Raw genomic sequence first — 13,837 nt, 5'->3', positions numbered from 1 at the left:
CGAAGTCAGGCTCGATTAGAAGAACCCGCCCCCGAATCCGCCCCCGAATCCACCGCCGAATCCGCCGCGGCCGAATCCGCCGCCGAATCCGCCGAGTCCACCGAAGCCGAGGCCGCCGGTACCGCCTCGAGAGGTTCCGGTGTCACCGTTGGCGAAGTTGAACGTGTTCACTTCACCGACGCCCGAAAACCGCGGCGACGGCGACACTCGCACGTATCGCCGATCGGCTGAGACGACGGCATAGGCCATCAGCATCGCACCTTCAGGGAGAACGGTGATTTCCGGTTGATATCCGACGGCTCCGTGGGCGATCGGCAAAAGCCCGGCCATTTGCGGCAAGTTGCCGCCTCGCGATTGGATGAACGAGGCCATCGACGATGTGTCGACTTCGGCCGCGGGAGCCTGTTCGCCGGGCAATTGCTGGGCCAGGATGCGTTGCCTCAGAGCCATTTGGCCGGCGACGGCAGCCGCCACCTGTTGCTCGGCCAGCGGAACTTGCAGCCGTCCCCGATCCAAATCGAATTGGACCAAGGCCCGGTCGTTTTTCAGTTCGATTTGCCGTGTTTCTTCAACCTGGTCTTTAGTGAACAGGTGACGATATACCGTCACGGTTACCTTGCCCGACGGGATTTCGCCCCATACCCGCCGGATCAGGACCCGGTACGTTCCGGCAAATCCGCGGGGCACGACATAATACTCTTCGTAGCCGTTCGTCCCTTGGCGTTCACCGGTGAAGGTGCCGTCGCCGATTAGAACACCGCCGGACGTCGTTCGGGGGTTCTGGAGCGAGCAGATGGTGCCGCCCGGTTCTTCGACGGTCAGATCGATATCGGCCTCGCCCAGCCACGAAACTTTGACCACGCAATCGCGAGCGACGGCTTCATCCAGGGCCGCTTCGAAGGCCTTCGCTTCGTCGTCGAGCCCGCGGGCCTTGAGGTCGTCCAGCGTCGCCTTGGCCACGCGGTACGCCTTCATCCAAATATCTTGGTGCTCTTTCGAGAACGCTTGGCTGAGGATGCCGCATGTCGCCCAACGGATGCCTTCGAGATCGTTCAGCTTTTCAGCCAGACGCAACCCGGCCACGTACGGTTCGGGCCACAACGGCGACAATCGGGCCGTTTGATGGTAAACCTCCAAGGCGCGGTGTTCGAGGCCGTGCCGTTCGAGGTAGATGCCTGCCACGAGCAGGTCCAACGGCGTATCGGCGAACTCAGCCGCCGACATGAGCGCCCGCTCAATCTCCTCGCTCGGCCCGCCGGTAGCTTCCAGCGACAGTGCCAACGCTTCGTACATCCACGGTTGCGGTTGGCCGTTACGCATCGCCGCATGGATCAAGGCGATGATTTCTTCAAACTTCCGGGCACCAAGCAGACGACGAACCGCCTCACGCACCTGGGCCTGGTCGGCCTCGGTCGCGGCAAAATACTCGTTCCAGTAATCTTCCGCCGAGACGCTGTCGGAAGCCTCGCCGGAGAGTACCGCGTCGACCCGCGAAAGGAGGTCGTCTTGCTGCTTGACCTTCGATTCGCGCGGCTGACCGTCGACATCGAGCGACAAGTCGTCTTCCACGGCGAAAGCGCGGAAATTGTTTCCGGCTGCGGCACCATTCTGGGCCGGGACGTCGAACATTCCCATGCCGCCGAAGCCGCCCATGCCTCCGAAGCCTCCCATGCCGCCGAAGCCTCCCATGCCTCCGAAGCCGCCTCCATAGCCGCCTCCGTAGCCGCCCATCCCCATACCGCCAAAGCCGCCCATCATTCCCATGCCGCCGCCACTAAGCAGGCCGGGCTGGACGACCAGGTCGGCCACCGGATACACCTTGGTGACCATGTCTTCATCGGCTCGTTCGGGCGTGGTGATCAGCAACACCTCATCCTTGATCATATAGGTGAGGTCGAAATCGCGGAGCAACAGCCGCAGCGCCGACCGCAGCGAAATGCCGCGCAGGCTCTTGGTCACAGGAATGCTACTGTCCAAACCGACGTCTTGCAGGGCGACGGTATCCAACTGGATTTCGATCTCATGCCGATCCTTGAGGTAATCGATGACTTCCGACAGTGGCGTGTCGATGAAGTCCAGTTCGGTCGGTTGCCGGAGCGCCTGCAAGATTTTCCGTTCGGCGGGCTTGGCTGCCATCAGGTCCATGGATTCGTAGCGCGCCTTTCGGCGTTCCGTCAGCTCTTGCCAAACCTCGGCAGGAGGATAGACGATCGGCGGTTCGTCCGGGAAAGGCATGTACGATTTCTCGACCTGATATAACGTGTCGACGATGGCGATTTGCCGCTTACGACGCAACTCCATCGCGTCTTGGAAGGCCATCGTGTGACGTGCGAAATGGTCGGCCAAGACGGGGACCGGTTCGTGCGGCGCCAGTTCGTGCGCCTCGGCGGCCGCTTCTTCATATGCCAACCGATACCGGCCTTCCTCCATCAACGAATTGAAGCGTTCCAACAGTTGTCGCAGCTTTTGCTGCTTGACCATCAGCGACTGTGTAATCAATTCGCGCTCTTTCGCCTGGGCCAGAACCTCATTTTCCCGCTGGCGGCGCTCATTCAACTCGACCACCCGCACATTGGCCTGGCGAATGGCCGTGCGAAGTTGTTCGATGAGTTGATCGCGAACCTCGGGATTCAGCTCGGGGACTCGCTCGACGCCTTCTAGTTCCAGCTTGAGGTCTTGCATCGCGGTTTCGGGATCGGTGCCCATCAGATTGCGGGCAGCCGAGATCGCCGCTTGTACCTGCTTGGTGATCGCTTGTTCGAGTAGAGTACGATCTTGCTCGACCGCCGCGGCCAACGCCCCGGCCGGCAAATTACCGTTGTTCGGTTCTTCACCGACGAGATTCAAGACGGGCACGTCCGAGGTGGCCGGTTGGGCCTTCGGCGCGACCGCCGGAGCCGCCGGTGCGGCGGGGGCCGCTTGCCCGTTTTGGATCTGAGCGACTTGGCGAATGATTCGCTTGGCCGCTTCGTTCTGCGGGTCACGAGCCAACGCCTCTTGGGCAATCCGCTCGGCTCCAGCCAGGTCGTTGACCTTCAGCGCTTGTTCGGCCAGTTCGCTCAGGTTGTAAGCCCCTACCGCGCTGGCCTCGGCAATTTCGTGCAGCCATTTTTTCCCGGCGATCGGAACCGTGACACCGTTGCTTCGCGCGGCCGCATCGACCACCTGCATCAAGTACGCATTGCCGGCGACAGGTTCCGGGGGGGCAAGTTCAATCGCGATGTTCTTGCCGTCGCTGGTGACGGCGGTCAGTTTGACCGGACCGGCGGCCGAAAGTTTGCCGACGATGATGTTTTCACGATCGGTTCGCAGCGGCGGCAGACGCTGAGGATAGACCTCGGCAACTGCGTCGTTCCATTGGGCCGACTGCGGCCAGAGGACGCCCGCTTGCGCTGCGGATGCGATCTTTGCGGCCAACGCGTCGGCGGGAACTTCCTCGTCGACGAAGACACGTCCACCCGTCAATTCTGCCAGCGAAGCCAAAAGAGGCAGGTCGAGTCGCGGGCCGACGGCGAAACTGTTCACCGAGATTTTCTTCGAGGCGAGGGTATCGGCCAACTTGCCGATTTTGGGCAGCGGCAGCAGGTTCGCACGGCTGAGACCGTCGCCGATGTAGACTACCGAAGCGCCGTTCGCCGCATCGCCGACGGCGTCCACGACGGCATTCAGGCCGGCTTCCAAGTCGCATGCTCCGAGCGGCACTCGGCCTTCGAGCTTTTTCAAGCCGGCTTCCAGTTCGGCGGAGCCCGCTGCAACGAAGCCCTGCGTCATCGGGGCGGCCTTGAGGTCGACGGCAAGGATGTGGACTTGCACGTCGGCCGGTAGTTTTGCCAAAAAGGCCTTCAACACGTCCATGCTGCGGACGCGATATTCCCCGGTTTGCGATGCCGCGGTATTGACAAGCACGACAATGTTGCGAGATGCCTGTGCCTGCGGCAGCTCGTCGGGGGAAACCTCGAGAGCAAAATACTTCGTCCCGTCGACATGCTGATAGACTTCCATTTCGGCCGCCTGCAACGAAGCAGTGAGGCCGAACGCCAGAGTCGCAGCAAGCCATAGGGCAACGCTGAAGGGACGCACTTTCGTCATGATTTGACTCTCCGAAATCGAGAACGCGTGTGGGCGCCCGCGCCTAGGGCTTTCCGCCCGAACACGTGTCGAGACAAGATTCCACTTGCAGAATTGCCTAGGAGTAACGTTCATTGTAGTCCACCCAAACGGTGGATTCCAAGGAAAAAACGAAGACTTGGTTGTTTGGCGAGGATAGTGAAAGTGTGCTGGTCGTTAAATTCGCTACTGCGACGTCCTATTCTTCCTATCCTCTTCATTTCATCATAGGCCGGGCTTCAGTGCAACGCAGCCCCCTCTCTTGTCGTATCCTACGGGGATTGTCCTCCCTGATAGCCTTGCGCCCGTACAAACCAAAGAACCCGTACAATTCCGACGATGAATTTCCCGTCCTCGAAAATTGTTGCCGCTGTCGGCTAATGGTGTTGCGGGCGCAAAGGCCTTCTAAGCTCCGCAATTGATACGCGCCGCCGGGGGCAAGAAGTTCCCGGTGAACCGGGTTTTGAGGCGGCAAGGGACGGATCGGCCGCCGCTCGAGGGAATGCAGAGGGGTGGCTAGCTCTATATGGGGGGGCGGCTAGCTAAAAGGACGGGCGAAGCTGAGCCATGTTCATTGGCTGCGCCGACCTTTGCGGGAGCCGGGGTTTCGAGGCGAGGCGGTTCGCTTGGCGACTTTGTTTTTCGAATTTTCGCGTTGTGCTCTTGCGCCCGCGGGCTTTCGGGGCCGGGAACGCTTGGGCGATCGATCTTCCAGGCGGCAGCGGCGTTTGTCGATCATGCGCTCGTTGGGGCAGATTTGAAGGACCACGCTCTTGGCGTCGGTTTCCGGCACGGTGTACTCTTCAAGGCGGCGGAGGGCCAGGTTCCGCATCAGGCCGAAGTGCCGAGCCTGACCCCGCTCTTCGACCCATGCCGGACCTTTCACCAGCAACATGCGGTCGAAAGTGTGCCAAAGAGGTCGAAGCCACCGCAAGAGTTTTGGAAGGGGGGCGACGGCGCGGACGGTGAGCGTATTGAATTGCTCGATACGAAGGACCTCCTCCGCGCGGGCAGTGAACACACGGATAGGTAAGTTCAGACGTTCGACCATATCGGCCAAGGCGCCGGCCTTTTTGGCTACCGATTCACAAAGGGCAACCTTGACATCGGGCCGTACGATCGCCAAAGGGATGCCGGGAACCCCGCCGCCCGAGCCGACGTCGAGTACCCGCTCTTTCGGTTCCAGGTACCGCGCCAGCGCCAGCGTGTCGACGATGTCTCTTGCTGCAAATCGATCGTAGGTCGTGTGACGCGTGAGGTTCATTTTGCCGTTCCATTCCCACAGAACGGCGCAATAACGTTCCAACAGTTCGACCTGGGGCGCGGGCAGGTCAATCCCGTAACGCTGTAGTGCTTCCGACAAATTTGATGATTCGGTCACGCGCGGCCTCGTTTCGGGCAAACACCGGATTCCTGTCGGTGCAGCGAGCGGGAAATGCCGCTTCGCCTCAACGACCAAACCATTGATTCTTGCCGGAACACGGGATTTCGACAACGCCCCCACGGCCGACGGCCTTGAGGGAGGGCGACGAGTATTCCGCCGAAGGCCTGCTGCTAAGCGGCCGGGCCGAACATCCGCTGGTGGGCGTCGAGGATGATCTCGACCGCCGTTTCTGTTCCCAGCCTTTCGATGTTCAGCACCATGTCATAGTAGTGCGGATCGGCTACGTCGCGACGGAAGAAATGTTGGACGAAGTCTCGTCGCCCTTTGTCGAGTTCTCGCACGAGTTTGCGGGCTTGTTGTTCCGAGATGCCTTTCTCTTGTTGTACCCGCCGAACGCGGTACTTCTCCGAGGCGACCAGCCGAACAGCCAATCCGGCGTTGTCGGGAAGGACGAACCGCGCACCTCGTCCGACGAAGATGACCTTGCCTTTGCGGGCGGCGGCAATGAAGATGCGTTCCAAGCACGACATGTACTTTTCGCGCGGCACGACTTTCGAATCGAACACCGGGCCGATGGCATTGTGTACCCAGTTGTTCTTGGCTTCGTCGACCTCGTCGAGCATCGAACGCGACAAGCAGTAGCGTTCGGCCACCAGATCGAGTGCGTTCTTGTCGAGAACGTCCCAGCCGAGTCGTTCGCCGAGGATGTAGGCGACGTCTTCGCCCCCGGCAGCGGCTTCGCGTGAGATCGTGATGAACGGCCCCAATTTCTTCCCGCTCTTCTTGGTGTGCGCCGAGTCGACGCGGATGACGGTTTCCGACAGTTCCTGCAGCAGCGAATGGCGCTTCATCTCGCGCTCCGCCGCCGCGACGATGCCGCGCGGTCGATGAGTGCTGTCCGGCATGGTCCCTTCTCCCAGAAAATAACAGACAAGACAAGTGGATTCGGTCACCGGTGGACCGATTTTCGCCTGTTTTGGGTTGGGGCCGTTTTCTTGCGACGTTCGCTCACGTTCTCGAGAACGCAGGCTTTCGTCGGGTCGTCCATGCCAAGGTGCGGCGACGGCCGGTGGGAATCGCGAATCGGGCACGCGATTCCGCCCGCCTCTTCATATATAGTGTACCCGAGCGCAACACCCGAGAAAACGAAAATGGTTCCCCTTGATCGAGGGGGCTCCCGGTTTCAAGTAGGAAAGGCATGGGACCGATGAAACGATTGCCCGGACTGCGAATGGGCATAGTGGCGTCAATGCTGTGCTTGTCGTTTTGGCCGCACGCGCCGACGAAGGCCGCCGAGTTGTCTTTGGAAGTGCCGGTAGACTCGATTGCAGCGTATGAGCCGGTTCAGATTCGCATCGGCGGCATTCCGACGACACGATATGCGAATCCCTTCGATCCCGGTGAGGTGCAAGTCGATCTGGAGGTTCAGTCACCCGACGGAACGACGCGTCAGGTGCCGTGCTTTTGGATGCAGCCGTTTACGTACCGCGTCATGAAGCAGGGAGCGCGCTCGAGCGACTGGCTGTATCCGGTCGAAGCCCCTGGGTGGTATGCGAGATTTGCGGCCGAAAAACCGGGTACGTATCGCCTGCGTGCTCGTTTGCACGATGCCGAGGGCGAACGATTCTCGCCGCCGGCGGAGGTGGTCTGCACGCCTTCCGAATCGCGCGGATTCTTGCGGATCGATTCCCGACGACCCGCCCATTTTGCTTTCGACGATGGAACGCCCTTTTTCGGTGTCGGGCAAAACTTGGCATTCATCGGTCACTCACAATACGTGACGCTTGGAAACCTCGATTCGATCCTGGCGAGATTGCGGGCAAACGGGGCGAATTTTCTGCGAGTGTGGGCAGGATGTGAAGATTGGGCAATGTGCATCGAAGGCCGCAAAAACGCTTGGGCGCGAACGTGGGAAGGCAAGAATCCCTACGTCGATTTGCCGCCCGAGGTTGAGGATCCGCCGTTGGGCGAAGGTGCCTTTTTGCCGCGGCGGGTTGTCGAATTGAGTGCGGCGGGGCGTAAGCTGGATCCGCCACACGGTATTGCCGTAATGCCGAACAAGCAATACACGTGTTCGCTTTTGGTTTGGATGGAGGCCGCCGGTTCGATTCGCATGACGACGGGAAATACCGAGTACCGCTTGGCGGAGACGGACCTCCCGGTCAAACAATGGGTGCGCCGCGACTGGGTGATCGAAACCGACAATGACCAATGGTGGTTGCGGTCACCGACACTTTTCGCGGAATCTGCCGGACGGGTTTTCTTGGCGGATATTTCGTTGCGGGAAACCCATTCGGCAGTCGAGTTGTTGCACGGCGTAAGGCCCGAGCCGCGGCGAGGGCGCTATCACCAACGTGATTGCGCGCTTCTGGATCGACTGATCGACTCGGCCCGAAGACACGACCAGTATCTTCAGCTTTGCCTGTTGACGCGCGACCTGTACATGGCGGATCTGTCCGATCCGGATAGCGAAACCTATCGGCGCGCCGTTGAAGACGCCAAGGCGTTCATGCGACACGCGGTCGCACGCTGGGGCGCTTATTGCCACGTGGCGGTATGGGAATACTTCAACGAAATGAACCCGAACCTGCCGACGGATTCGTTCTACGCCGAATTGGGGCGTTACCTGGACGAAATCGACCCCTACCGGCACTTGCGAACAACCAGTGCGTGGGGCCCGGCGCCGAAAGACTACCGTCACCGGTCGCTTGATATCGCCGAGGAACATCGCTATCTGCGTCCTCAAGAAACGGAGCGAGGGTTCGACGAGGTGTCGTTGATAATCGATCGTGTGCAGTCGGTTCGCGACGAAGCATCGGGCAAGCCGGTTTTGTTGGCCGAATTCGGATTGGCCGATGCCCGTTGGGGCGAGTCGCCCGCCATGGCCGAAGATAGTTCCCTCCGGCATTTCCACAATGCGTTGTGGGCCTCCGCGATGTCGGGAGCGGCCGGCACTGCGATGTTTTGGTGGTGGGAACGACTGGATCGGATGGACGCCTATTCGCACTATCGGCCGCTGGCGGAATTCGTGCATCGTGCCGGTCCGATCACGGAGGACGCACGCTTCGTACTGACCCCGTTTGAGGCTCCCGACGGTCGCGCGTTGATACTGTACGGAAAGCGCTCTTGCCGCTTTTGGCTCGTCCGCAACGATGCGACGTGGTTGAGCCGGAGTCGCGGTGGTCGACCGGCGGCGCCGGCCGCCGTGCAGTTGCGTTTGCCTTCGCTGTTGCCCGGGAAATATCGCGTCACATGGTGGAATACACATGAGGGAGTGCCGATCGGCGTGTCGGATTTCACGATCACATCGCAAGCGACCGTGCTTTCGACGCCGGTGTTCGGGGAGGATTTGGCGGGGTTCGTTCACGCCTTATAGCCGTCGCGTGGCGTTTGAGCGGCCGTTTTGTTGTGGATCGAGCGATTCTTGCTCCCAGGGAACATGCGATGGGTTATCCCGATCGACCGCAAATTGACTCGGGCGATGAGTCCGCAGGAACGCGCCCCGCCGGTTTCCCGGGGCGAACGAGGCTTTGGCCGCTCTTTGCCGCACTTGCCCTAGCCGAGGCCGCGCAGATCGTCTTCGGGGTCGGCACGTTCATCCTTTGGGGAGTCGGGGATGAGTTGCTTCGAACGGGTCGAATTCCGGCTGATCTGCGGGGGATTGCCGACGCTGCGCGAAACGCCATGATGGAACCGGCCGCCGTGCTGGTCGCTGCCGGGTTGGTAATGGGGGCGTTTACGACTATTGCGCTGATTGCGGCGGTCTGGTCGCCGGTTCCGCTGTCGGAACACTTGCGACTCGGTCGCCCGGCGGCTACACCGCGGTTGATTCTGATCGCTCTGGTAGGCATTATGGCGATCCAGTCGGCGGCGATGGCGTTGGGGGCCCTCGATTGGCTGCCCGAGTCGTCCGTCCTTGAACGGGCAGGCGAGGTAATCGCTTCGGTTCGAGGTCCCTGGGCGCTGATCGCAGTGCTCACCATCGGCGTCGCACCCGGCTTCGGCGAAGAGTTTCTTTTTCGAGGCTACGTCCAAACGCGTTTGTCGGAACGGTTTGGAGCTTGGCCTGCGATTTTGTTGACGGCCTTTCTGTTCGGGACGCTACACCTCGACATCGTGCAAGGTGTGTTCGCTTTCTTGATGGGGGTGTACCTCGGATTATTGGTCGAGCAGACCGACAGCATCTGGCCGGCCGTCCTTTGTCACGCTGTGAATAACTCGCTCGCCGTTACGGCTCAAATAGGGGGATTCACTCTGATAAGCCGAGAAAGAGCCGTTCTCGTGCTGATTGGTTCTTTGGTGATCGTGGTTGCAGCGGCGGTGGAAATCTCGCGTTTTCGCGCTTCCGACATCTCCTAATGTCACCATCTTTTCTGGGCTGCGGTTTGTTATTGTCGGCACTGTAAAAATGTGTGTTAAAAGTTAAGGATTGCGCAAGGAATGCCGATTGTAACGGATGTGCGGGACACCTGGTGGTGTGGGAAGTGCGCACTGCGCGCCACGACAGACAGCTCAATCCCTTTCAAGGCCGGAAGCGAAACAGGACTGCCATGCAAGGACGCACGCGAATTCGTTGGATTGCCCGGACGATCATCTGGGGCTGTTTGGTTGCCGTCACCACGATTCATCTGCCCGCCGTTGCCCAATCGACCGGCAACTATCAGGCATACTCTGTTCAAAACGGTGACCTTCAGAAAATTCGGGGGATATTGACGCAGGTTCTTCCTCCGGGGACGGACGTCGTCGTCGATCCCGCCGGGCGGCGTGTGCTTGTCTCGGGTGACGCCCAATCGCAGCAGTTGGCCGGGCAGCTCGTTCGATCGCTCGACGCGTCCCAGCCCAAAAATGCAGTGGAGCCTGCGGTGCGTTCACCCGCGACAACTCCGGCGGCCGGCAGCTCCTTGAAAGTCTATCGCTGTCCGCCGGATCGTTTGGCGAGCACGGCGGCTAGGTTGCAAGCGGCATTCGCCTCGAATCCGCAAGTTCGCATCGTGTCGGACGTTCGAACCTCCCAATTGTTGGTGACTGCTCCGGCTGATTTGCATCCGGTAATCGCGACGGAAATCCTGAATGCCTCGGCCGCGGAACCCGTTCAGTCGCAAGTGCCGCAACCGGCGCAGACGACGTCGGTTCATCAGGTTGGTTCGGCCGGAAGCAAGAACACCACAGTGGCGGACGTGCCGTTGTGGAATGTCTCGGGCGAACGACTCGCGCAGCTTTTGCGGGACAACTTGGGCGACCGCTTGGAGCCGGTCAACGATCCCTCGGCGCCGCCTCACACGTACCGCATTACGCTTTCGACCGGTGAGCCGATGGGGCTGGCCATCGACACGCAGGCGAACCGTGTGCGAATCGCCGCGCCGCAATGGGCGATGCCCACTGCGAAGCAGCTCGTTCAACTGCTCGACACGCCCGTTCCGTCCAGTAACCATACGATGACGTTGGTCGCGTTGCAGCAGACCGAAAGCAACACCGCACGTCGCGCAACCGAAGCGATTCGCTCGGCAAATCAAGAGGTTGCCCGGCCCGAGTCGGCACAACCGAGTGCTCAATTACAGGCGCGGACGCACAACCCGGTGGTGGACATGCTGTTGGCTCAGGCCGAAGTGCCTCAGTCTTCAGCCGAAGAGACCTCGCCCGAAGCCGGCGAAGAGGGAGAAGCGGCTCCGGCCGGTAATCTGACGGAAGGGCTCGAGGGCGGACTGATCGGTCCCGTCGAAATTGAATTTTTGGAAGGCTTGGACGTGCTGGTCGTTCGCGGGAATCGTCGTGACGTCCAGCGGGTCATGCAGATCATTCAACAGATCGAGCAGTTGAGCGTGCAGACGGAACCGGAGATTCGTGTGGTTCCCATGAAGCACGTCGATTGCGAAGCCTTGGCCGAGATCATCTATGACGTGTACGACGACGTATTCGCCGCTCGACGAGGCGACGTGAGCCTCACACCGTTGGTCAAGCCGAACGCCTTGCTGTTGGTCGGCCGAAAAGAGGCGATCGGTACCGTGCTTCAGTTGGTGGCAAAGTTGGACAAACCGGTCGATCCGGGAACCGAGTTCCGTGTGTTCCGATTGAAACACGCGTCGTCGACGACCGTGGAAGAAACCTTGACCAACTTCTATGAAGAACGTGGCGGACTGGGCACGAAGATTCTGGTTGCCTCGGATTACCGGTCGAACGCGGTCATCGTTCATGCCGCCGCACGCGACATGGCTGAGATCGAGGCGATGATCAACGAACTCGACACACCGACCAGCGAAGCGGTCAACGAAATCAAGGTCTTCAAGCTGAAGAACTCGCTGGCTTCGGAATTGGCGCCCGTCTTGCAAGAGGCGATCAGTGGTCAGCTCGGTTTGGGTAGAGGAACCATCGGTCAATCGGCGACCGGACAATTGGCCCGGGCGCAATCGATCGGCGGTCAGCAGACGAACGAGATTCGTTCCACCCGGCTGCGTTTGGTCACCGTCGACACGGCCCAAAACAAGCTGCTCGAGTCGGGAATCCTCACCGACGTGCGAATTACCGCCGATACGCGAACGAACTCGTTGATCGTTGCGGCACCGTCCGACAGCATGCCGCTGATTACGGCTTTGATCGAAGAATTGGACGATCTGCCCGCTGCCGAATCACAGGTGAAGGTGTTCACGATCCTCAACGGCGATGCCAGCAACTTGATGGACATGCTGCAAAGTCTGTTCGGGCAGACGACGGCAACGACCAGTCAACCCGCGTACCGTACCGGTGCGCAAGAAGGGGAAAGTTCTCTGATTCCGCTGCGATTTGCCGTCGATGTGCGCACGAACAGCATCATCGCCACCGGTTCGGAAGGTGATTTGACGATCGTGGAGGCGATCTTGCTGCGATTGGACGAAGCCGACGTGCAGGAGCGGGAGACGGCCGTCTTCCGTTTGAAGAATGCGCCGGCCGAAGACGTTGCGGAGGCGATCAACGAATTCTTGTCGAACGAGCGGAACATTCGCCAGTTCACGCCCGGCTTGATGAGTACGTTCGAGCTGGTTCAAAAAGAAGTCGTGATCGTGCCCGAGACGGTCAACAATGCTTTGATCGTTAGTGCCACACCACAGTTTTTCGACGAGATTTCTCGGTTGGTCGAGGAACTGGACGCCCGCCCGCCGATGGTTCTCATCCAGGTGCTCATCGCCGAAGTCTTGTTGAGCAACACCGACCAGTTCGGCGTCGAACTGGGGATTCAGGATCCGATCCTGTTCGATCGAAGCGTCGCCGGAGTGCCGGGGTTCCTGTTCAACTCGATGAACCCCTTGGGGAACAGCAGCAGTTCGAGCGCGTTGGCATCGTCCAATGTGGTCGGTGCGCAGGCGATTTCGAACTTCGGTGTCGGACGCGGCGATCCCACGTTGGGGTTCGGCGGCTTGGTGGTGCAGGCTTCGAGCGAGTCGGTGAACGTGCTGTTGCGGGCCTTGCGGGCGCAACGGCGATTGGACATCCTCAGCCGACCGCAAGTGATGGCCCTGGATAATCAGGCCGCCTACATCCAAGTCGGTCAACAGGTTCCCACGGTAACGGGAACGACGATCAACAGCAACGCCCAAACGAACAGCATCACGTACCAAAACACGGGTATCATTTTGTTGGTTCGGCCGCGGATCAGTCCCGACGGGCAGGTCATTATGGAAGTCAATGCCGAAAAGTCCGACGTAGGGCCGGAAAGCGAAGGCATTGCAATTTCGGTGGCGGCCGACGGTACGGTTCTGCGGGCGCCGCGTATCGATACCACGCGGGCGCAAACCACTGTCAGTGCGGCCGACGGCCAGACGATCATCCTCGGCGGGTTGATCACCAAACGGGGCGAGAAAGAGCAACGGCGCGTTCCGGGAATCGATTCGATTCCGATCATTCGGCACTTGTTCCGGTACGATGCCGATGATTGCGTCAAGACCGAGTTGCTGATCATTCTGACGCCCCACATCGTCAGTTCGGAGGCCGACCTGCAACGCCTGCGCGAGTTGGAGACCGCCCGCATGCATTGGTGCCTGGCCGATGTCATCTCGGTGCACGGCGATCTCGAAGGCGGCGAAGCAAAACTTCCGACCGAACTTCCGACTCGCGTGTTCTATGATGACGAACAGCAGACGCCGGCCCCGACTCCCGCACCGGCGCAACCGACGCCGGAGTTTCCAGAACCGCAGGCGGCGCCGCAACCGGTTCCGCAAGAAGGGGCGTTCGGACCGAACGTCGACGGCAATGCGTCGGTTGTGTACCAGCCTTACTACGTGGAACCGGCCGGCTCCCGAGAACAGCGCGGGCCGCAATTGAATCCTCTGCGTGTTGCGAATCGTTCCGCTAAATGACGACGCTTCGTTGCACGCG

Annotated in this window: 6 protein-coding genes; 3 read left to right on the top strand and 3 right to left on the bottom strand. The window is 60.3% G+C overall.

Annotated elements, in window-relative coordinates:
• Window positions 1-15: 15 nt before the first annotated feature.
• From ACYQ2I_RS12305 to ACYQ2I_RS12295, 3 genes are all read right to left on the bottom strand, one after another.
• Entirely contained in the window at window positions 16-4,089 is a 4,074-nt protein-coding gene (locus ACYQ2I_RS12305; protein WP_460167316.1) for a hypothetical protein, read from the bottom strand.
• A 589-nt stretch (window positions 4,090-4,678) separates the two neighbouring features.
• The gene (gene rsmG / locus ACYQ2I_RS12300; protein WP_460167315.1) at window positions 4,679-5,488 is read right to left on the bottom strand and encodes a 16S rRNA (guanine(527)-N(7))-methyltransferase RsmG; all 810 of its coding nucleotides are present in this window, start codon (window positions 5,486-5,488) and stop codon (window positions 4,679-4,681) included.
• Between the two features lie 173 nt (window positions 5,489-5,661).
• The gene (locus ACYQ2I_RS12295) at window positions 5,662-6,396 is read right to left on the bottom strand and encodes a cytidylate kinase-like family protein (RefSeq protein ID WP_460167314.1); all 735 of its coding nucleotides are present in this window, start codon (window positions 6,394-6,396) and stop codon (window positions 5,662-5,664) included.
• 302 nt (window positions 6,397-6,698) lie between these two features.
• Between ACYQ2I_RS12295 and ACYQ2I_RS12290 the strand changes: the two genes are divergently transcribed.
• The 3 genes from ACYQ2I_RS12290 to ACYQ2I_RS12280 all read left to right on the top strand — a co-directional run bounded on the left by ACYQ2I_RS12290 (window position 6,699) and on the right by ACYQ2I_RS12280 (window position 13,818).
• A complete protein-coding gene (locus tag ACYQ2I_RS12290; protein ID WP_460167313.1) occupies window positions 6,699-8,867 on the top strand; it encodes a glycoside hydrolase 5 family protein in 2,169 nt (722 codons plus the stop codon).
• Between the two features lie 68 nt (window positions 8,868-8,935).
• Window positions 8,936-9,850 carry a CPBP family intramembrane glutamic endopeptidase gene (locus ACYQ2I_RS12285; protein WP_460167312.1) on the top strand — a complete coding sequence of 305 codons (915 nt, stop codon included), beginning with the start codon at window positions 8,936-8,938 and terminating at the stop codon, window positions 9,848-9,850.
• A gap of 191 nt (window positions 9,851-10,041) precedes the next feature.
• Window positions 10,042-13,818: a secretin N-terminal domain-containing protein gene (locus tag ACYQ2I_RS12280; protein ID WP_460167311.1), complete on the top strand. Its 3,777-nt coding sequence runs from the start codon at window positions 10,042-10,044 to the stop codon at window positions 13,816-13,818.
• Window positions 13,819-13,837: the final 19 nt, after the last annotated feature.

The sequence above is a fragment of the Thermostilla marina genome, from assembly GCF_054657455.1.
This window is presented reverse-complemented; position numbering and strand designations above follow the sequence as displayed.

Coding starts and splice junctions, on each gene's coding strand:
- ACYQ2I_RS12305 (WP_460167316.1), bottom strand. CDS start 4,089: ATGACGAAAGTGCGTCCCTTCAGCGTTGCCCTATGGCTTGCTGCGACT.
- ACYQ2I_RS12295 (WP_460167314.1), bottom strand. CDS start 6,396: ATGCCGGACAGCACTCATCGACCGCGCGGCATCGTCGCGGCGGCGGAG.
- ACYQ2I_RS12290 (WP_460167313.1), top strand. CDS start 6,699: ATGAAACGATTGCCCGGACTGCGAATGGGCATAGTGGCGTCAATGCTG.
- ACYQ2I_RS12285 (WP_460167312.1), top strand. CDS start 8,936: ATGGGTTATCCCGATCGACCGCAAATTGACTCGGGCGATGAGTCCGCA.
- ACYQ2I_RS12280 (WP_460167311.1), top strand. CDS start 10,042: ATGCAAGGACGCACGCGAATTCGTTGGATTGCCCGGACGATCATCTGG.